General features: G+C 57.5%; 18 protein-coding genes and 1 riboswitch. Of the genes, 11 read left to right on the top strand and 7 right to left on the bottom strand.

The features are described from left to right. Nucleotide 1: 1 nt before the first annotated feature. The 4 genes from ASF69_RS21270 to thiC are packed head-to-tail and all read right to left on the bottom strand — an operon-like array spanning nt 2 to nt 3762. Nucleotides 2-775 (bottom strand): thiazole synthase, encoded by a 774-nt coding sequence (locus tag ASF69_RS21270; protein ID WP_062590412.1) that lies wholly within the window; start codon nt 773-775, stop codon nt 2-4. 3 nt (nt 776-778) lie between these two features. Next, on the bottom strand, nt 779-976 hold the full coding sequence (thiS, locus tag ASF69_RS21265; protein ID WP_062590411.1) for a sulfur carrier protein ThiS: 198 nt from the start codon (nt 974-976) through the stop codon (nt 779-781). Then, nucleotides 945-1940, bottom strand: coding sequence for a glycine oxidase ThiO (gene thiO, locus ASF69_RS21260; protein WP_062590410.1), 996 nt, complete (start codon nt 1938-1940; stop codon nt 945-947). Before thiO ends, thiS begins: the two co-directional genes overlap by 32 nt. A gap of 1 nt (nt 1941) precedes the next feature. After that, nucleotides 1942-3762, bottom strand: a complete 1821-nt coding sequence (thiC, locus tag ASF69_RS21255) for a phosphomethylpyrimidine synthase ThiC (protein ID WP_062590409.1) — start codon at nt 3760-3762, stop codon at nt 1942-1944. 98 nt (nt 3763-3860) lie between these two features. After that, a riboswitch (TPP riboswitch) is annotated at nt 3861-3972 on the bottom strand. A gap of 160 nt (nt 3973-4132) precedes the next feature. On the opposite strand from thiC, the gene ASF69_RS21250 reads away from it, so the two are divergent. The 9 genes from ASF69_RS21250 (at nt 4133) to ASF69_RS21210 (ending at nt 16323) form a co-directional block, all read left to right on the top strand. Continuing rightward, nucleotides 4133-4384 carry an acyl carrier protein gene (locus ASF69_RS21250; RefSeq protein ID WP_062590408.1) on the top strand — a complete coding sequence of 84 codons (252 nt, stop codon included), beginning with the start codon at nt 4133-4135 and terminating at the stop codon, nt 4382-4384. Continuing rightward, a complete protein-coding gene (locus tag ASF69_RS21245) occupies nt 4384-5565 on the top strand; it encodes an acyl-CoA dehydrogenase family protein (RefSeq protein WP_062590407.1) in 1182 nt (393 codons plus the stop codon). Before ASF69_RS21250 ends, ASF69_RS21245 begins: the two co-directional genes overlap by 1 nt. Nucleotides 5566-5569: 4 nt before the next feature. After that, the gene (locus tag ASF69_RS21240; protein ID WP_062590399.1) at nt 5570-6478 is read left to right on the top strand and encodes an amino acid--[acyl-carrier-protein] ligase; all 909 of its coding nucleotides are present in this window, start codon (nt 5570-5572) and stop codon (nt 6476-6478) included. A gap of 7 nt (nt 6479-6485) precedes the next feature. After that, nucleotides 6486-7472 (top strand): DUF1839 family protein, encoded by a 987-nt coding sequence (locus ASF69_RS21235; protein WP_062590390.1) that lies wholly within the window; start codon nt 6486-6488, stop codon nt 7470-7472. A 5-nt stretch (nt 7473-7477) separates the two neighbouring features. Next, on the top strand, nt 7478-9940 hold the full coding sequence (locus ASF69_RS21230) for a glycoside hydrolase family 2 protein (RefSeq protein WP_062590388.1): 2463 nt from the start codon (nt 7478-7480) through the stop codon (nt 9938-9940). Between the two features lie 299 nt (nt 9941-10239). Further along, nucleotides 10240-12957 (top strand): ABC transporter ATP-binding protein, encoded by a 2718-nt coding sequence (locus ASF69_RS21225; RefSeq protein ID WP_062590387.1) that lies wholly within the window; start codon nt 10240-10242, stop codon nt 12955-12957. Between the two features lie 41 nt (nt 12958-12998). Further along, entirely contained in the window at nt 12999-13454 is a 456-nt protein-coding gene (locus ASF69_RS21220) for a cyclic nucleotide-binding domain-containing protein (RefSeq protein WP_062590462.1), read from the top strand. 183 nt (nt 13455-13637) lie between these two features. Beyond that, a complete protein-coding gene (locus ASF69_RS21215; RefSeq protein ID WP_062590385.1) occupies nt 13638-14498 on the top strand; it encodes an MBL fold metallo-hydrolase in 861 nt (286 codons plus the stop codon). A gap of 169 nt (nt 14499-14667) precedes the next feature. Further along, nucleotides 14668-16323, top strand: coding sequence for an adenylate/guanylate cyclase domain-containing protein (locus ASF69_RS21210; RefSeq protein WP_062590383.1), 1656 nt, complete (start codon nt 14668-14670; stop codon nt 16321-16323). Between the two features lie 3 nt (nt 16324-16326). Here ASF69_RS21210 and ASF69_RS21205 read toward each other — a convergent pair whose 3' ends face one another. Together ASF69_RS21205 and ASF69_RS21200 are read right to left on the bottom strand one after the other, a co-directional pair. Next, a complete protein-coding gene (locus ASF69_RS21205; protein ID WP_062590381.1) occupies nt 16327-16809 on the bottom strand; it encodes a class I SAM-dependent methyltransferase in 483 nt (160 codons plus the stop codon). A 12-nt stretch (nt 16810-16821) separates the two neighbouring features. After that, a complete protein-coding gene (locus ASF69_RS21200) occupies nt 16822-18162 on the bottom strand; it encodes a nucleotide sugar dehydrogenase (protein ID WP_062590460.1) in 1341 nt (446 codons plus the stop codon). Between the two features lie 124 nt (nt 18163-18286). Between ASF69_RS21200 and ASF69_RS21195 the strand changes: the two genes are divergently transcribed. Continuing rightward, nucleotides 18287-19384, top strand: coding sequence for a glycosyltransferase family 4 protein (locus tag ASF69_RS21195; protein WP_062590379.1), 1098 nt, complete (start codon nt 18287-18289; stop codon nt 19382-19384). After that, on the top strand, nt 19381-20124 hold the full coding sequence (locus ASF69_RS21190) for a polysaccharide deacetylase family protein (protein WP_062590375.1): 744 nt from the start codon (nt 19381-19383) through the stop codon (nt 20122-20124). The genes ASF69_RS21195 and ASF69_RS21190 overlap by 4 nt, the downstream gene beginning before the upstream one ends. On the opposite strand, the gene ASF69_RS21185 is transcribed toward ASF69_RS21190, so the two are convergent. Further along, nucleotides 20116-21081, bottom strand: a complete 966-nt coding sequence (locus tag ASF69_RS21185) for a glycosyltransferase (RefSeq protein WP_062590373.1) — start codon at nt 21079-21081, stop codon at nt 20116-20118. The genes ASF69_RS21190 and ASF69_RS21185 overlap by 9 nt on opposite strands. Nucleotides 21082-21105: the final 24 nt, after the last annotated feature.

Here is a 21105-nt window from a genome sequence, read left to right as displayed (position 1 = left end):
CTCAGGAAAACACCGCCGTCCCGATGACCGGCGTCGAAGGAACCGCCATATCCCGCGGCTCCAGCATACCGGAAAGATAGGCTTCGCGCCCGGCGGTCACCGCCTTTGCAAAGGCACCCGCCATGATGACGGGATTGCCCGCTCCGGCAACGGCCGTGTTGAGAAGCACGGCATCATAGCCAAGCTCCATAACGGTTGCCGCATGGGAAGGGCGCCCCAGCCCCGCATCGACGATCATCGGCACATCCGGAAAATGGGCCCGCATGGAGCGCAAGGCCGTCACGTTCAACGGCCCCATGGCACTGCCGATGGGCGCGCACCAGGGCATCAATATCCTGCAACCGGCATCGATCAGCTTTTCGGCCACCACAAGATCGTCTGTCGTATAGGGAAATACCTCGAAGCCGTCATCGCTGAGAATGCGGGCAGCCTCCACCAGCGCAAACACATCCGGCTGAAGTGTATCGTGGTTGCCGATCACCTCCAGCTTGATCCAGTTTGTCTTGAAAACCTCGCGTGCCATTTTCGCCGTCAGAACAGCCTCTTTTGCGGTATGGCAACCGGCAGTATTGGGCAGGATATTGCGGTCCAGCTCCCGGATAAGCTCGAAAAACTGCCCGCCTTGCCTGCTTCCGGCCATTTCCCGTCGCAACGAAATGGTGAGAATGTCCGTCTTGCTGGCGCGCACCGCATCGGCCAGAACGGCAGGCGAGGGATAACGTGCGGTGCCAAGCAGCAACCGTGAGCCAATCTCGCGTTCGTAGAGTTTCAGCATGGCCTACCCTCCCTGCATGGGTGAAAGAACTTCAACCCGGTCAAATTCCTTGAGGCGAAAGTCACCGCGATCCTGCGCGTGGACGAGATCGCCGTTGACGGCAGTCGCCAGCCACTCGCCTTCATAGTCAAGCGCTGTCAGAACGGTCGAAAGCCGGTCGGCAGCAAGATCATGCTCTTGCCCATTGACGAGAATTTTCATGGGAAACCTCCTTTGAAAGCAAAATACCGGCCGCCTGTTGCGCCATGGCTGGCGAAAGCAGAAAACCATGCCGGTGCGCTCCATTGACGAAAAGCGTGCCATCATTCTCAACGACACGCGGAAGATTATCGGCAAAGGCCGGGCGCACGCCCGTTCCCGTCTCGATGATCTGTGCCTCCCCGAAGGCCGGGTGAAGCGCGTAGGCGGCGTTTAGCAGCTCCATCATCGAGCGGGCGGTTATCGGCCCGCTCTCCTGCGTTTCGATCATCGTTGCCCCCACCATGAAGCGCCCCTTGTCGCGAGGCACGATGTAGAGCGGGATGCGTGGATGAAGCACTCGAATGGGACGTGACAGCGCAAGCTCGTCCGTGGCGAGATAGAGCATCTCACCCCGAACCCCACGAAGACCGGCAAGTCTGCCCGCCTGCGCGGCGCCCGTGCAATCCACGCGATGGGGGAAGGCTTTTTCGTCAACGACGTCTGCCCCCAGATGGAAATCCACGCCGAGAGAGACAAGCCGCTCATGAAGCGCATTGAGGGCGGCTCGTGGATCGAGATGCCCCTCGCCCTCAAAGAAAAGACCGATCGGAAAACGCCCTGCGAGATCAGGTTCGAGCGCCGCAATTTCGGCCTCATCCACCCAGCGATAACCCGTCGTGCGCGACGCAAAGCGCGACAGTTCAGCCTTGTCCCTGCCTTGGGCCACAACCAGCGTGCCTTTGCGGACAACAAGACCCGGCGTGGCCTCGTCCCACCAGTCGAGGGCGGATTGGCCGAGCGTCAACACCGCCTCATCCGCACTCTCCCTTTCGCACCAGGGTGCCAACATGCCGCCCGCAAACCAGGACGCACCGCGCCCTGGTTGATGCGCCGGATCGCAAAAGGTAACGCAGGCACCGCGGCGGGAAAGTTCCAGCGCAACCGTCAGACCCGCAACGCCTGCGCCCTTGATAAGAACATCCATCTCAGCCCTCTGCCGGTTTTTCCAGCGGCATATAGAGATCACCGCCCTGCTGGAATTTCTGCGCCATGGCTTCCAGACCTTCCTTCTGCGCCTCGGCACGAATGTCGTGCGAAATCCGCATCGAGCAGAATTTAGGCCCGCACATCGAGCAGAAATGGGCGACCTTGTGCGCTTCCTTGGGCAGGGTCTCATCGTGAAAGGACCTGGCTGTCTCAGGGTCGAGCGACAGGTTGAACTGATCTTCCCAACGAAACTCGAAGCGCGCCCGCGATAGCGCATTGTCGCGGATCTGTGCCGCCGGATGTCCTTTGGCGAGATCGGCGGCATGGGCGGCGATCTTGTAGGTGATCACGCCAACCTTGACGTCATTGCGGTCCGGCAGACCGAGATGCTCCTTTGGCGTGACGTAGCAAAGCATGGCCGTGCCGAACCAGCCGATCATGGCAGCGCCGATGCCTGAGGTGATGTGGTCATAGCCGGGGGCAATATCGGTGGTGAGCGGCCCAAGCGTATAGAAGGGTGCCTCGCCGCAGACCTTCAGCTGCTTGTCCATGTTCTCCTTGATCTTGTGCATTGGCACATGGCCAGGCCCTTCGATCATCACCTGACAGTCTTTCGCCCAGGCGATCTGTGTCAGTTCTCCAAGCGTTTCCAGTTCTGCAAACTGCGCAGCATCATTGGCATCGGCAATAGAGCCGGGACGCAGGCCATCGCCTAACGAAAAGGAAACGTCATAGGCCCGGCAGATGTCGCAGATTTCCTCGAAATGCTCGTAGAGGAAGGACTCCTTGTGGTGATGCAGACACCACTTGGCCATGATGGAGCCACCACGCGAAACGATACCGGTGACCCTGTTGACGGTGAGCGGAATGTAATGCAACCGCACACCCGCATGGATGGTGAAATAGTCGACGCCCTGCTCGGCCTGCTCGATCAAAGTATCGCGAAACACCTCCCAGGTCAGGTCTTCGGCAATGCCGCCCACCTTTTCCAGCGCCTGATAGAGAGGGACAGTGCCAATCGGGACCGGAGAGTTGCGGATGATCCATTCCCGGATATTATGGATGTTGCGACCGGTGGAAAGGTCCATAACGGTGTCGCCACCCCAGCGGATGGCCCAAACCATCTTGTCGACCTCATCCGCCATGGAGGAGGTCACCGCAGAGTTTCCGATATTGGCGTTGATCTTGACCAGAAAATTGCGGCCGATAATCATCGGCTCGGCTTCCGGGTGGTTGATATTGGCGGGAATGATCGCCCGGCCAGCGGCGACTTCCTGACGCACAAATTCCGGCGTGACGAAATCTGGAATATGTGCACCAAAACTTTCGCCATCGCGCACCAGCTTGTCCTTGATCGCCTCGCGGCCAAGGTTCTCACGAATGGCGATAAATTCCATTTCCGGTGTGATGATACCTGCTCGGGCATATGCGAGCTGCGTGACGGCCTTCCCGTCCCTGGCTTTCAACGGCCGATGACGCAGCGGGAATTCAGGTGTCAGCCGCTCGCCCGTCGCAAAGCCGTTATCCTCCGGTTTGACGTGGCGGCCATCATAGACCTCCACATCGCCCCGAGCGACGACCCAGTCATGACGCAGCCGGGGCAAGCCGCTCTCGATGCTGACGGTATGGGAAGGGTCGGTGTAGGGGCCGGAGGAATCATAGACTGTGACCGGCGGTTCGCCGGCTGTTGGATGCACGGCGATTTCTCGCATCGGCACACGAATATGGGGGTGAAGGGTTCCCGGCTTGTAGATTTTAGTGGAGGCAGGAAGCGGGCCTGTGGTGACGACAGGCGAGAGATTTTTAGCGGCAATGTTCATCGTGAGGCTCCAAAGCAAAGACAGTGGAGACCCAGTTCGAGCATGAAGACGAAAAACCACGGACGAATAGCGATAATGTTCGACGAGGTCGAACTGCCAGTTCCGCGTTTGCACCGTCCCTACGCCAGTATGAACTGGATCAGGTTCAACGGGTCACTGCGCGCGCTAGCAGTATCTCAGCCCCTTGCCGGGACCCCCCTGGTGAATGTCGCAATGAAAGACCCGGCGTCATCTTTTGTCAAGTTGCGATATTGGGCGCTTTTTTAGCGGTCACGACAAATTAACCTAGCCATTTATACGAATGTTATTTTTTCCAGCTTATTTCGAAGAATGCGTTATGATGACGCGCTAATATGGGAGAATATAGGGAATGAATTCAACAATTCGTGAAATACTATCGAAATTCGGGCAGCTCCCTGCGCCGGTCGATACAATCGCTGACGACGCTGATCTTTATGCAGCGGGACTTTCTTCTTTCGCATCAGTACAGTTGATGCTTGGTATCGAAGACGCATTCGATATCGAATTTCCTGACAGTATGCTCAATCGCAAGTCATTTGCGAGCATCCACGCAATCGAAACCACAGTGAAGACGATTCTCGACGGCAAAGAGGCGGCGTAATGGACCTTTCCGTCGCACCGCCCAATGCCACGCTCTCTGCGCGCGCGGCTCGGGTCGCGTCAATCGCCGCACACCATGCGGATGACGTCGATGCGGCCGCACGGTTCCCGAAGGAAGCTGTCGATGCCCTGCGCTCGGAACGGCTTCTGGGGATTCAGGTTCCGGCACATCTCGGCGGCGAGAGTGCCAGCCTTTCGCAGATTGCGGACATCTGCTGCACCCTTGGGCAGTCCTGCTCTGCAACGGCAATGATTTTCGCCATGCACCACATTAAGGCATCCAGCCTTGTCGAGCATGGTGAGGAGCGCGCCTGGCACACCGATTTCATGCGGCGTGTGGCAGCCGAGCAGCTTCTGCTGGGTTCGGCAACGACGGAAGGCGGCATAGGCGGAAATCTGCGAAACTCGATCTGCGCGATCCATATCGATGGCGAGAATTGCACGCTGGAAAAAAACGCCACCGTCATTTCCTACGGCAGTGAAGCGGACGCCATTCTCATTACATCGCGCGCCCATGCCGATGCTGCGCCTGCCGACCAGGTCATGACGGTTTTCCTGAAGAACCAGTACAGCCTTGAAAAGACGCATGTCTGGAACACGCTGGGTATGCGAGGCACGTGCTCGGACGGATTTCTGTTCAAGGGCCAAGCGCCCGCACAGCAGATTTTTCCGAAACCCTTTGCGGAAATCGCCGCGCAATCCATGCTGGCAACCTCCCACCTTTTGTGGAGCGGCGTGTGGTACGGCATCGCCGCCGATGCTGTCCTCCGCGCCCAGGCATTCGTTCGCGCAGCAGCCCGCAAGTCGCCCGGTGTCGCACCTCCAGGCGCTATTCGTCTGGCAGAAGTATCCAGCAAGCTGCAGATTGTGAAATCGAACGTCATTGCTGGTCTCAAGGCCTATGAAGACACCAGAAACGATCCCGACCGGCTGATGTCGATGGCCTTTGCCATCGCCATGAACAACGTCAAGATATGCTCGTCGGAAACCATTCTGGAAATCATCAACCATGCCATGCTGATCTGCGGCATCATGGGCTACAAGAACGGTACGCCCTTCAGCCTCGGGCGGCATCTTCGAGATGCCCATTCGGCACAGCTGATGATCTCCAATGACCGAATCCTCAGCAACTCCGCCAATCTCCTGCTCGTGCAGAAGCAGGACACCAGCCTCTCGGGATAAAACCATGGATATGCAAACATCGTTTCTCGATCGCCTGTTCGACAAGGGACTGCTGATCGATACCGGCGTCGATGGACTCTACGGTCGCAGCGGCCAGTTCGAAGACGTCATTTCAGGATTCGAACGCCTCATCGGCAAGTTCGGCGGTGCAGACAATGCGGAAGTGATCCGCTTCCCCCCCGGCATCAACCGCGCCTATTTCGAAAAAAGCGGTTACATGAAAAGCTTTCCGCAACTGGCCGGCACGGTCCACTCCTTCTGCGGCTGCGAACTGGATCATGTCAGCCTGATCAAGAGCATGGACGAGGGCACCGACTGGACGAAAGACCAGAAGATTACCGATATCGTCCTGACCCCTGCTGCCTGCTACCCGCTCTATCCGACCATCGCCAAGCGCGGCAACCTCCCCAGCGGCGGCGGTCTTTACGATATCCAGTCCTACTGCTTCCGCCATGAACCATCCAAGGATCCGGCCCGGCAGCAGCTTTTCCGTATGCGTGAATATGTTCGCATCGGCACCCAAGGCGATGTTACCGACTTCCGCCAGCTGTGGATGGATCGCGGCGTGGAGATGATGGAAAAGGTCGGCCTGGACGTCAAGCTCGAGATCGCCAACGATCCCTTCTTCGGGCGGGCTGGAAAGATGCTGGCCAACAACCAGCGCGACCAGAACCTGAAATTCGAGCTGCTGATGCCCGTCACATCCACGGCCAACCTGACCGCTTGCATGAGCTTCAACTACCATCAGGACTCATTCGGCGCAAAATGGGGCCTCAATCTCGCCGATGGTGCCGTTGCCCATACCGCCTGCGTCGGCTTCGGACTGGAGCGCATTGCGCTTGCCCTGTTTGCAAAACATGGACTGGATGTCGAGACATGGCCACAATCCGTGCGGGACGCTTTGTGGGGCTAAGGACGGCATGACCAGCATATTTCCGGCGTTGAGTGCCGAAGCCTATCTTCCACATCCGTTGCATTCATCGGAGCGGATGTGGCCGGAAACCAATTGCTACGTCGATCTGTGGATCGAACTTCTGGCGGCAAGCGCCTTGCCGCCAGAGGCCATGCTGGGTTTTACACTGGCGCAGGACTTCGAAGGCGATCAGTTCACCTTCTTCAAGGTGCCGCTCGAAGACCTGGAAACGCTCTATGGCATCCGGGTGACGGAGCTCGCGATTTTCGACAGGCTTGAGAGCCACGTCGAAACGCAATTGCAGCGCGGTCGCATCTGCCTGATCGAAATGGACAGCTTCTACATGCCCGACACGCAGGGCGTCGGCTATCGCAAGGAGCACGGCAAGACGACGGTCGCCATAAACCGCATGGACCTGCAAAACCGCAGACTGGAATATTTCCACAATGCCGGTTATTTCGCGCTTGAAGGTGAGGATTTCTCCGGCATTTTCCAGCATCACCTCGGTGATGACGATCTTCCTTTTCTTCCCTACACGGAATTTGCCAAATTTCCCGAACATCCTGTTGATGATCGCGACAGACGGGAAGCGGCGCAGCGCCTGCTGATCCAGCATTTTGCGAGAAGACCGAAGAAAAATCCTGTAAGGGCCTTTGCCGAGGTTTTCCCGTCGCAGGTGGAAAAAGTGGCGGACCGACCCTTCGGCTTTTTCCATAAATACGCATTCAACACGCTGCGTCAGCTTGGCGCCAATTTCGAACTGGCCGCCAGCCATCTGGAGTGGCTTGGCGGGGATATAAGCCATTCCGGCGCGGCGGTTCAGGCTCTGCGGATATCCGAAGTCGCCAAATCCGTGCAGTTTCAGCTTGCCCGTGCCATCGCCCGGCGCAGGTTCGATCCACTCGCAGCAGCTCTTGATCCCGCAATCGACGCATGGGACGAGATGATGGCGGAACTTGAGGCTGCGCTTGGCAAGGCGAGCGAGGCAGCGTGACGGCGATGTCCGCAACCAAAACCCCGCAAGGCCGGCTCTTGAGCCACGGCTGGACCCTGACGCTGACGCCCGCCAATGCCTTCCAAGCACCCGGCGACATTCCTGCAGAAGCGAAGACCATCGCGGCACCAGTTCCCGGGACCGTTGCGCAGGCATTGGAAATCCTCGGAGCGTTTGACCGGCTGAACCCGGTGCCGCTCGACACCCAGGACGCATGGTATCGAGTATCGATCACATCTGAAACGCTGGAACCGGCCATTCTGCGTTTTGAGGGGCTGGCGACGGTCGCCGAGATTTTTCTCAATGGCAAATGCGTTGCGCACTCGGACAGCATGTTCGAGGCAACCGACGTGCCATTCACTCCCTCAGGCGCCGATGACCTCGCGATCTGCTTTCGCGCTCTGACTCCACGCCTCAAGGCAACAGGTCCGAGGGCGCGCTGGCGACCACAGATGATGAGCAGCCAAGGCTTGCGCCTGATCAGAACGACGGCGCTCGGCTATATGCCGGGTTGGTGCCCCGAGGTTCACGCAGTAGGCCCATGGCGGCCCGTTCGCCTGACAAGCCGGACAGAACGCAGCTTTGACATGGTCTCATCGCGCACTGAACTGGCGGTGGACGGAGCAGGTCTGCTTCATCTCGCGATCCGTATCCACAGCAACGCCGCTAATGTCGAAGTCACTTGCGCCGGCAGATCAGAAAAGCTGACGGCTACAGAGAACGGTATTTTCGAGGGCACGTTGCGGCTGGAGAATATTGAGCCATGGTGGCCTGCAACGCACGGCACGCCGACGCTTCATGATGTGACGCTTCGTATCGACGAGCAGGTCTTCACGCTCGGCACGACCGGTTTCCGGCGCATCGAGACAGAACATGGCGAGGATGGCAAGAGCTTTGGTATCCGGATCAACGGCGTTCCCGTCTTCTGCCGGGGAGCCGTATGGACGACGGCGGATATCGTGCGGCTGCCGGGTGGCAGGTCCGACTACGAACCCTGGTTGCGCCTTGCGGCGAAGGCCGGAATGAACATGATCCGCATCGGCGGGACCATGGCCTATGAAACACCGGAATTCTTCGCGCTCTGCGATGAACTGGGGCTGATGGTGTGGCAGGATATGATGCTGGCCAATTTTGATTATCCGGCAAAGGATCAAGGATTTCTCGCGCACATAGAAACGGAAATCTCGCAGCTTCTGAGCGCCACGGCGCTGTCTCCATCCTTGACCGTGCTGTGCGGCGGCAGCGAAATGTACCAGCAGGGCGCGATGATGGGCCTTTCCGAACAGTTCTGGAAAGGGCCATTGACGGAAGACCTGTTGCCAGCCCATGTAGCGCGGCTGCGCCCGGACGTGGCCTATGTTCCCAACTCGCCGTTCGGCGGAGCCCTGCCGTTTTTGCCGAATGAAAAGGTTGGCCACTATTACGGCGTGGGCGCCTATTGCCGACCTTTGGACGATGCAAGGCGTGCCGATCTGCGCTTTGCGGCGGAATGCCTCGCCTTTGCCAACGTGCCGCAGCAGAGCACACTGGACAAGCATCTTCCGGTAAAGCCGGTACATGATCCGATGTGGAAAATGCGCGTGCCCAGGGATCGTGGCGCATCATGGGATTTCGAGGATGTGAGAGATCACTATCTCGCCTTGCTCTACGCTGTAGAGCCCAGCGTCTTGCGGCGGCAGGATGCCGACCGTTACCTCGATCTGTCCCGCGCCGTCACCGCCGAACTTGTCGAGGCGACGTTTGCGGAATGGCGGCGTTGCGGCTCCAGTTGCAATGGCGCACTGGTCTGGACACTCCAGGACCTGCTACCTGGGCCGGGTTGGGGCGTCATTGACGCAACGGGAGAGCCCAAGTCCATCTGGTATGGGCTCAGGCGCGCCTTTCGTCCGCTGCAACTGGCGCTGACGGATGAGGGTACCAATGGGCTCGATATCCACGTCATCAACGAAACCGCCGTCGACATGGATCTTGTCGTTGACGTCACGTGTCTGCGCGACGGCCTTCAGCCGGTCGTGACGGGTAAAACATCGGTCACCCTTGCCGCCCGCGACAGGCAGAAAATCCCGGCAACCGATTTGTTCGGAGCATTCTTCGATACGACCTACGCCTACCGTTTCGGGCCGCCATCGCATGATGTCACGGTAGCAAATCTCTACGATCAGAAAAGCGGCGCGCATCTCGCATCGTCCTTCCATTTCCCGCAGGGGCGGCAGATGGCGATGCATCCAGCAACGCTGGAAACCGAGCTTGTTCACAACGACTGTCTGTGGACGTTGCGGGTAAAAACCGACGTTTTCGCCCAGTCAGTGCATGTCGAAGCTGAAGGTTTCAGACCATCGGACGACTGGTTTCATCTGGCACCCGGTCAGACAAGGCACATCGACCTTGAGAGGCTCGACGCCCAAAGCGGAGACAGGCCCTCGGGTGCACTGAAATCCCTTGGCAGTCGACGTGCCTTTCACTTCTGAACTGGACGGACGAAATTTAAGTCGGCAATATTGTATTCGCCAACTTTGGTACCTTATTTTCCAAGGTTTCTGACCTATATAACCGCCATTAAACTATTCTGAAACGCACCCTTCTTCCCACGACTGCGGCTTTGACGCAGTTGCAAACATCGATTACCTTCTGACCATTCCGGAGGGCGAGAATTTTTATGATCGCGCCATCCAGTCCCGTTCATAGTCTGAAGACGAGCCGTATGATTTCCAGGTGTATCCGGTCTGAAAATCATACCGCTCGGCACGGCAAGGCGTAGAAATCCTACATGGAAAAAAGTCTAACCCGTTACATCTGGAATCACACGCGGCGGCAGCAGCTTTACATCCTGCTCATCGTCGCTCTTTCGATGATTCCCTATTTTCTTGCCTTCGACCTGCCAAAACAGATCGTCAACGGCCCCATTCAGGGGGACGGATTTGAAGGCGTCAACTCGACGCAACTCTTCATGCATATTGCCTTTGATCTTCCCTATATCGGGACGGTCACGCTGTTTCCGGGCATCGAACTGAGCCGACTGGGAATGTTGATGGGCTTGAGCCTGACATTTCTGGCTCTCGTCATCGTCAACGGGCTCTTCAAATATTACATCAACACCTACAAGGGTCGTCTCGGCGAACGTCTTCTCCGCCGCATACGCTTCCAGCTGATCGACCGCATTCTTCTGTTTCCGCCATCCCACTTCAAACGGGTTAAGGGTGCGGAAATCTCCAGCATGATCAAGGATGAGGTAGAGCCGCTGGGTGGATTTACCGGCGATGCCTTTGTCCAGCCCGCACTTCTGGGCGGGCAAGCGCTGTCGGCCCTTTTCTTCATTCTCGTGCAGAATTTCTGGCTCGGCCTGATTGCCGCCTTCATGGCCGCCATTCAGGTTGGCATCATTCCGCAGATGCGCCGTCGTCTTATCGAGCTTGGCAGACAACGCCAGCTGAGCGCCCGGCAACTCGCGGGCCGCATCGGCGAAATGGTCGATGGCATCGGTACGATCCACGCCTATGACACATCCAATTACGAACGGGCGGATGCGGCGCACCGTCTGGGTGAGATCTTCAAAATCCGCTACGATCTCTACCAGTGGAAATTTATCGTCAAGTTCATCAACAATTTCCTGGCACAGCTGACGCCTTTCTTCTTCTATGCGCTGGGCGGATATCTGACCCTGCGAGGCAGTTTGGACGTGGGCCAGCTCGTGGCCGTCATCAACGCCTACAAAGAGCTTCCCGGACCACTGAAGGAACTGATCGACTGGGATCAGGCGCGCCAGGACGTGCAGGTAAAGTACGAGCAGGTCTTCGAGCAGTTCGACTCACCGCTGATGATGGCCGCGAAAATCCAGGAATTGTCGCCACAGGCAGCAGCAGCGATTACCGGCCCCATCGTAATCGCCGGACTGTCCCTCGATGACGATAGCGGCACACGTTTGCTCGATCAGGCCAGTCTGACGATCAATCCGGGGGAAACAATCGCAATCGTCGGCACCGCTGGCGCAGAAGCGCTTGCCGATGCACTTGGGCGAACACTTTGGCCGACCTCGGGCAAGATCACCCTTGGCGACACCGACCTTCACGAATTGCCCGAATCCGTCACCGGCAGACGGATTTCCTACGTTTCTGCAGACACCTATTTCTTCCATGCAAGCCTGAAGGAAAATCTGGTTTACGGCCTCAAACACGCGCCGCTGAAGCCGAAAGTCTATAGCGGTGCTGAACTGGAACATCGCAAATGGGAAGTCCGCGAAGCAAAGCTTGCCCAGAACCCTGATATCGACATCAACAGCGACTGGATCGACTATGCGTCAAGTCCGGCGGGAAGCGACGAGGAAGAGCAGTTTCTCAAGGCCATGCTCTCGGTGCTCGATACGGTGCAGCTATCGCCTGATGTGCTGGAATTTGCATTGCGCTCGTCCATCGACCCGCTGACCGACCTGCATCTGGCGGCCCGGATCGTTGAACTGCGACAGGCCCTGCGCACGGAACTTGATCGAGAGAACCTCAGCGGGCTGATCGTGCCGTTCGAGCCAAACAGCTACAACACCGAAGCGACGGTGGGTGAAAACATCATGTTCGGCACCATGCGGGATGCCACCACCGGCAGCAGCATGATCATCAACAGCGATTATTTCCGCGCGTTGATGCGTGGAACCGGCCTGTCCGACACGCTCTTCCATATGGGCTACACAATCGCGGAAAACGTCGTTGAAATCTTCAGCGATCTTCCGCCAGACCACCCCTTCTTCCAGCAGCTTACCTTCATGACCGCGGACGATATCCCCGGCTATCAGCAGATGCTGCAACGCCTGCAGGGCAAGGGCTACAAGGATGCGACCGAAGCGGAAAAGCGGGCCATGCTGCGCCTGAGTTTCTTCTATATCGAGCCCCGCCAGCGTTTCGGCCTCCTGACGCAGGAGGTGATGGACAAGATTGTGGAGGTCCGCCACATGTTCCATGAGAAACTGCCGGATGACCTTCGCAGCTGGATCGAGCCCTATGATCCGGAAAAATACGCCACATCCACCAGTCTTCTCGACAATATCCTGTTCGGCAAGATCAGCCATCGCTATGCCGATGCCTCACGACGCATCACCAGGATTGTTGCAGATGCAATGAAGAAGCAGGGCCTTTACGAGAAGGTTCTGGCTGTGGGGCTGGAATTCAATCTCGGGGCCGGCGGCAAGCGTCTTGGACCGCTGCAGCGGCAGAAGCTCAATCTGGCGCGGGCATTGATGCGCAAGTCGGATTATTACGTCCTTAACAGACCCCTGCCCGGCCTCGACCACCGGCTTCAGCAGGAGATTGTTGACAATGTCATCAACTTTCTCAGAAGCGACGGGACAAATCCCGCCGTTCTGTGGGTGTTGTCCAACCCGTCACTATCAAAAATGTTTGACCGTGTTATCGTAATAAACCACGGATCGGTTGTTGCAGACGGCCCCTATGAGACTCTTGCAGAAGAAAACGGTACATTCAAAGAAATGATCGCAGCCTGATGGGTAATACAGGCGGTCAGGAACACGGACAGGAAAAGGCAATGCTTTTCAAAGACGAAATTCAGATGCTGAAACGCGTTCCCTTCTTCAGCGAAATGGAACCTTCCAAGCTGAAGTTGCTCGCATTTGCATCTGATCGGGTTTCATACCATGCCGGTGACGAGCTGTTCCGTCAGGGTGACCTTGGCGATGCCGCTTATGTTCTTCTGACCGGCAAGGTTGACGTTCTCATTGACTCGCCTTCCGGTCCGATAAAACTGACGGAAATGAGCGGAAACGCCATCGTCGGTGAAATCGCCATTCTTTGCGATAGCGTCAGAACCGCGACCGTTCGTGCTTCTACCTCCGTCGAAGCCTTGAGAATTGGCAAGGAACAGTTTTTCAAGCTGATGTCGGACTTTCCGGAAATTACCATCAAGGTGATGCGGGTTCTTGCCGAACGCTTGACACAGACCACCACCGAATTGAGCAAAGCCAGGTCCGAGAACAAGGCATAGAGCGGCATTTGCCGCAGCAGCACCGCAGAAATAAAAATAAAAGTGGTGCTATTGTAATAAAACTGAAATGCTGAACGTAATAAGGCAGAGCGGTATTGGTTCTCGCCTGAGCTGGGGCAAGACAGAAAGAGGCACGGTGTCCGAAGGAGGAGCTTGGACACATGTGATAAACTGGGGTGTATCATGGCGTTGAAGTCCGACGATCATCGTCGGGACAGTAAGCAGGAATTTCGGGTCAAGATCTGGGGAGCAAGAGGAACGCTTCCCGTCTCAGGAGAAAAATTCCAAAAATATGGCGGCAACACCATCTGCATCGAGGTGAGATGCGGAGAACACGTCTTGCTGTTCGATGCAGGCTCGGGCCTGTTGCCGGCGGGACAGGCTCTCAAGGCCGAAGGCATCGGCGATGTCAGCATGTTCTTTTCCCATTGCCATTACGACCACATTGTCGGCTTCCCCTATTTCAAGCCCTTCTTCAACCGCGAAAATGACGTTCGTATCTGGTCCGGCCATCTGGCAGGCCAGAAAACCACGCGGGAAATGCTTGCCGAATTCATGAGCCCGCCATGGTTTCCAGCACCTCTGGATATCTGTTGCGCGCAAATCATTACCCGGGATTTCAAGGCCGGCGACGTCCTGTCGGTCCATCCCGAGCTTGAGATCACCACGGGAATGCTCAATCACCCCGGCAATGCGATAGGCTATCGCATCGATTGGCAAGGTCGCAGTCTGGCGATCATCACCGATACCGAGCATGAGGACGGCAAGCTGGACAAATCCGTTTTGAAATTGATCGATAATGTCGATCTGTTTCTCTACGATGCCTCCTTTACCGAGGCGGAAATGTCGACCTATCGCGGTTATGGCCACTCCTCCTGGCAGCAGGCTTGCCTTCTGGCGAAACACGCAAACGCCAAACGTGTCGGCTTCATTCACCACGCGCCATTCCGCACGGATGATGATCTGGACGCCATCGAGGCCGATGCAAAAAAAGAGTTCTCGGGTGCCTTTGCCGCGCGTGATGGCGACACGATTGAGCTTTGAGACGGTGTGACCGGCATCGAGCAGTGCAGGCTCGGTGAAATGCCGACGACGTGATCATCGCTCTATTCTGAATTTCCCCGCGTTCAAGTATAGCAACAGACGGTTTCGACTTGGACGCCCCTGTCCGTCGCCACGCTGCAACAGGTTTTAGGCAACGGAGACATCAAGCATGGATGATATCGTGTCGGAGACGTCGCTCAGACGTGCGCGATTGCTCTCCGGCCTTGTCATGCTTACTTTCGTTTTCAGCCATTTGCTCAATCATTCGCTGGCATTGATTTCGCTGGAAGCCGCCGAATATGGGCGCGGCTGGTTTAGCCTCATCTGGCTTAACCCCGTCAGCAGCGTCATCTTCTATGGCGCCGCTCTTGTGCATGTCACCCTTGTCCTGCGTACGATCTATTCACGCCGAACCCTGAAAATGCCGGTGCGCGAAGCAACCCAGATTATTCTGGGACTGCTGATCCCCTACATGATCATCGATCATGCCGCCGGAATTCGGCTGGCACGCGCGCTTTACAGTATCGATATCGGCTATGAGGTTGTCATCAACAATTTCTGGATCCGCAACCCGATGCTGGGATTGCGCCAAAGCACTGTGCTCGTCCTTATCTGGTTGCACGGGTGCCTCGGCGTCTTTTACTGGCTGCGATATCGAGACTGGTACAAGCAGATCTCGCCCTACCTTCTGACATTTGCCGTTCTTTTGCCAATCCTCGCACTTCTTGGCTTCAGCGATGCGGGCCGGGCCATGGAAACCAACCCGCCGGTTCGTGTCGTCCACCCCAATCAGGCTGAGTTGGAGGCGGTTGTTGATCGTGTCACCGCCGGCCTGAAGACCATTTTTGGGGGTGCTGTGCTGTTGGTGTTCGTGATGCGCGGCGCACGCAGCTGGCGACAACGATCCAACGCCTTCGAAATCCGCTACGATCATGGCGCGCTGGTGCGCGTGCCCGCCGGGTTGAGCATATTGGAGGCCAGCCGGTCAGGCGGTGTTTCCCACTTCTCAGCCTGTGGCGGTAAGGGTCGCTGCTCGACATGCCGCGTGCGGATCATCCAGACAGATGGGCCGCTGCCGGAACCTTCCAGCCTGGAAAGAGCGACATTGCAGCGTGTTCACGCCGATGACGATGTCCGGCTGGGCTGCCAGTTGCGACCTCGGCATAATCTGAGTGTGGCGCTTCTCTTATCCTCGCGGCAGAAGGGAGATATGCCTCCCAATGCCGAACCGATCCGGCCGGGCCGGGAGGAGGAAATTGCTGTCCTCTTCTGTGACCTGCGCAATTTCACCGCACTCTCGGAAGCGCGTCTTCCCTATGACATGGTGTTTTTGCTGAACCGCTACTTCACGATGGTTGGTCAGGCGGTCGAACATGCGGGTGGAAGGCTCGATAAGTTCATCGGCGACGGCGCGATGGCGCTTTTCGGCCTGGATGGAGACAAGGATCTGGCAAGCCGAAACGCGCTCAAGGCCGCAGCGCATATTTTGCGCAATGTCGAAACGCTCAATGAAGAGCTCGAGCGGCAATTCGCGGTCAAGCTCAAGGTGGTGGTCGGCATCCATGCGGGCCCGTCCATCGTCGGGGTCATGGGATATGGCGACGCCAAAAACCTCACCGCAATTGGCGACACGGTCAATGTCGCCAGCCGCCTCGAAAGCGCGGCCAAGGAATTCGATACGTCGATTGTGGTATCGGAGCCCCTGTTGCGGCAGTCCGGCCATGATGCTCAGACATTGGAGCGACGCACGATTGCCATTCGCGGCAAACGCAACGAGATGAGGGTCTTCCTCATCTCGGAACTGGAAAGCCGAAGGTTCCTGTAAGGATCAGGCTTTCCGATAGAGGAAGTACCTGTCTTTTGGTACGGAGGCCGGGACGGGAAGAGGCACAAGCAAAGCATCATCGAGCGGCAACCCGCTGACTGCGACACCGCCGCGCGCCAGCATTCCGGCAACGAGCTGCGGCAGCCAGGTCAGTGTGATGGCATCCTTTTCAGGATAACCGGTACCGATATCTGCATGAACCAGCGACGCATCAACGCCGAGATAGGCCTGCGCTGTCTCGGATATCTCACCGATGACAAGATTGCCCTCTTCCGGCACGGAAGACGCATGGGCGCCCATGGCACGATCGAAAGCGATGATGCGACGGCCGGGAAAAATTTCGCGCAGATGATTGAAGGTGCGACCGTTTCCGAGACCTATCTCCATGACGGGACCATTGTCAGGCAGGTCGAGATCGGCCTGGACATGGTTCAATATGTCCCTCTGTGCCGTCAAACGGCGAATGAAGCTGTCCAGTCTGCTCATTTTTCTCTTCCATCAAGCCTTGATGATATGCTTGGCCACAATCCCGCGCTTGGCAAAGGCATTGCGGGTGTCGATGATCAATGGCGACCACTCGCTGAGGCTGGCATAATCGATATTGTCATGGTCGGTCGCGACCAGAACCGCGTCGAAACTTTCGATTGTCTGCTTGTCCCAGGAGACGGACTTCATTCCAAGCAGATCGCCATATTCGCGTGTTTTCGGGATTTCGGCCACGAAAGGATCGAAATAGGACACCTGTCCCTTTCGCTCGGAAATCAGCTCGATCAGTTTCAGCGAGGGGCTTTCGCGAATATCGGGAACGTTCTTCTTGTAGGCCAGCCCGACGACAAGAACCTTGGACCGGCTGAGAGCCTTGCCCAGATGCAGGTCGAGAGCCTCCGCAAGGCGACCGACGACATGGCCCGGCATGGCAGTGTTGATCTGCCCCGCAAGCTCGATGAAACGTGTCGGCAGGTCGTATTCGCGTGATTTCCAGGTCAGGTAAAACGGATCGATGGGAATGCAATGTCCACCAAGCCCGGGACCGGGGTAAAAGGGCATGTACCCGAAGGGCTTCGTTTTGGCCGCATCGATAACTTCCCAGATGTCGATACCCATCGCCTCGTAGACGACCTTCAATTCGTTGACGAGCGCGATGTTGACAGCCCGGAACACGTTTTCGGTAATCTTCACCGCTTCCGCAGTCGCATTGGTGGAAACCGGAACCACGGTCTTTACCACGGCCCCATAAAACGCCGTCATCAATGTCGCTGCATCAGCGCCATCGCCAGATACCACCTTGGGAATGGTCGAGGTCTGGAAGTCGCGGTTGCCGGGATCTTCCCGTTCCGGAGAAAAGCCAAGGAAGAAATCGGTGCCCGACCGCAGGCCGGTCTTTTCCAGAATGGCCTTGACCACCCCATCCGTGGTGCCGGGATAGGTCGTTGATTCCAGCACGACAAGCTGTCCCGGGCGCAGGCTGCTGGCTATCTCGCGACAGGTGTTTTCCACGTAGGAGAGATCGGGATCGCGGTATTTCGTCAGCGGCGTCGGCACACAGATGGCAATGACATCACAGTCTGCAAGCTGCGAAAAATCGCAGGTCGCGATGAACCCTCCATTCTCTCGCGCTCCGTTCAGGATATCGTCAGATACCGCCTCGATATAGCTTTTGCCGGCATCGATTGCCGTGATCTTGCCGGGGTCAATGTCGAAACCCACGACCTTGAAGCCGGAATTGGCAATGGTCATGGCCAGTGGCAGGCCGACATAGCCAAGGCCGATGACGCCTGCCGTCGCTTTTCTGGACTGGACGAGTTCGAGAAGGTGTTGTGCGTTGGATGAGGATGTCAAAGCTGATTGCGCTCCGCGCATGGAAAAAGATGTTCATCAGTTGGGCAAGAAGAAGCAGAGTGTCAAGGTTGGCAGCCTCGATTTCCCATTGACGAAGCCTTCTGCGGCAAAGCAGAACTAGCACATGAAAATCGCATTCTATTCTCCGCTGAAATCGCCCAACCATCCCGTTCCCTCCGGCGACAGGCTGATGTCGCGCCTTTTGATCAGGGCACTCCAGCTGGGTGGGCATGAGGTAGAGGTCGTTTCCGAGCTTCGCAGCTTTCAACGCGAACCGGTTGGCGAGGGACAGGATAGTCTGAAACTGGCGGCTGAAAGGGAGCGGGAAGGCATCGCTGCGGCATGGCAGCGCGACGGCACACCGGATGTCTGGTTCTGCTACCACCCCTATTACAAGGCCCGTGACCTGTTGGGGCCATCGCTGTGCCAAAGTTTCGGCGTGACCTATGTGACAGCGGAAGCCTCCTATTCACCGAAGCGCAACGGCATGGGCTGGGAGGCGATCCAGACCGAATTGCTGGCAGATCTACGGTTAGCTGCGGTCAATATCTGCTTTACGGAACGGGACAGACAGGGTCTCCTGAATGCTGAGCCCCTGCTTCAATCGGCGCTTTTGCCCCCCTTCATCGATACCGCCCTCTTCGAAAAGACAGCTTCATCGCCCATTCGCTACCGGATGGCGACCGTGGCCATGATGCGCGCGGGCGACAAGCTGAGCAGCTACCGTGCGCTGTCACAGGCGTTGCAGCTCCTGCCGGAGGATTGTCCGTGGTCGCTGGATATTGTTGGAGACGGGCCGGAGCGCGAGACGGTACGCGGGCTGTTCGACAGCGTCGATCATGAGCGCATCATCTGGCATGGCGAACAGACGCCAGAAAACATCGCCACCATTCTTTCCCGCGCGTCCCTCTATGTCTGGCCCGGGCACGGCGAAGCCTATGGACTTGCCTATCTGGAGGCACAGGCAGCGGGCCTGCCAGTGGTCGCCGAAAGGGTGGCTGGCGTTCCCGCTGTCGTCACGAGTGGTAAAACCGGCCTGTTGACGGAAGCGGGCAACACAGAAGCCTATGCCGATGCATTGCTGCTGTTGATGAAAGACGAAACCCTGCGGCTGGAAATGGCAGCCAGGGCCCGACATTTCGCCCTCTCCGAACGCTCGCTCGGCAGCGCCGCCGCCACGCTTGACGCCATTATCAAATCCCTGCCGGGAGAGACATCATGAGTAAAAGACTGTTGCTTGATACGCTGGATGAGTTCGCCGGACGCGAGATCGTTGCGGATTTCTGGTTGCGTGACGATGACGCGGTCGAGCCGACACCGGCGCTGGACAGATTTCTGGACCTTTGCGGAGAGTTTGCCGTAGCTTCAACACTTGCCGTCATACCTGAGCCGACGGGCGATGCCCTGGCCGCCCGTCTCGAGAAACACTCCAACGTGGATGTTGCCGTTCACGGCTGGGCACATCGCAACCACGCAGGGCCGCAGGAAAAAAAGCGCGAACTGGGACTGCACAGACCCCTCGATCTCGTGCTGGGAGAGTTACGCCAGGGGCTCGCCAAGCTTCAGGCACTGCATGGGGACCGATGTGTTCCCATGCTTGTGCCGCCCTGGAATCGTATCGACGCCGCCGTGGTCGAGCACCTGCCAGACCTCGGCTACAAGGCCCTTTCAGTCTATGGGCCGGAGGAGGAAACCAGCCTTCCCCTTCTCAACACCCATATTGATGTTATCGACTGGCGTGGCTCGCGCGGCGGCAAGGACCACGACACGCTGTTTGCAGACATAGCGATGCGCATTCGCACCGCTCAGGACAGCGGCCGCATGACCGGGATCCTGACGCACCATCTCGACCATGACGAAACCGTATGGGCTTTCCTTCGATCGCTCTTCGAAGTCACATCCAGCCATCCCGCCTGCCGCTGGCGCTCATCCCGCCTTTGGCTCAAGGAAATTTCACCATGACTTCCATGCGATCAGCAGCCCACCATCTGCAGCTTGCACGCCGCGACGAAGATCGTCCACCGCGCTGAGTGGCGCACGGTCCGGCAGCGCGGCCAAGACAAAATTTCCGCCCGCGAGCGATACCGATCCCGCTCCGCGCGCCACCTCCGTAAAAATCAACGGCCCCGTCGCCCACCAGGCGGGTGCCCTTGGCAATTTCTGGAATATCTCGGGGAAAGATTGCAGCATCCGCTCGAACACCGGATGACCGGCGGGCGTGGCGATGAAAGAATTTGCCAGCAACAGGCTGCCCTGGCCCGTCTTGCGGGGCACGTCCTCGCCGAATGCGGTCAAACCGATCATCGGCAGCATATCGAAAAAGCTCACATCGTCCCGGGCAGGATAAAAATCGCAATCGAGGTAGATTCCGCCAAAGCGCGAAAGAATGACGTAGCGGGCAACATCGACGGCACCGGGATAATCCCCGTCTTCAACCATTCTGGAAAAGACAGGGTTTGATGAAATGCCGGCTTCATCAAGGTCCCTCTCGCGCCACAGGCGATACTCGATCCCGTTTTGACGGGCGTGGTCCGACCATGCCTGTGTTGACACCGGCACCGGGCGATCGCCGATCCATATCTGATGGATGATCCTTGGAACCGGCTCGCGGTTCAATGCCGCAATCCACCGACGCTCATCGAGCGAAAAGCGGCCAAAGGGCTCAAGAACGTCAGGCGGCGGAACAAGGAGATATTGGTGGCCCGTCGTGCTGACCTTGTCTCGCTGCGCCTTTGCAAGAGCCAGAAAGGCAGAGTGAAGCTTCCTTGGCAGCCCAAGCGCCGTCGTCTCACCCATCAAATGTCTATCCGGCTCATCGGAAAGCCGGGCGAGACGTTCGCGGGCTTCATCAAATTGCCTCACCGCAATCAGTTGCCTGATCTCCGACAGCTTTTTATCCAGACTGGCCTTATCAGACATGGCAACTCCCTCAGAGTTTAATAA

Origin of the sequence: Rhizobium sp. Leaf311 (assembly GCF_001423445.1) — a bacterium.
In the GTDB taxonomy this organism is placed as follows: domain Bacteria; phylum Pseudomonadota; class Alphaproteobacteria; order Rhizobiales; family Rhizobiaceae; genus Agrobacterium.
The sequence above is the reverse complement of the archived record's forward strand: the minus strand, read 5'-3'. Positions and strand labels throughout refer to the sequence as shown.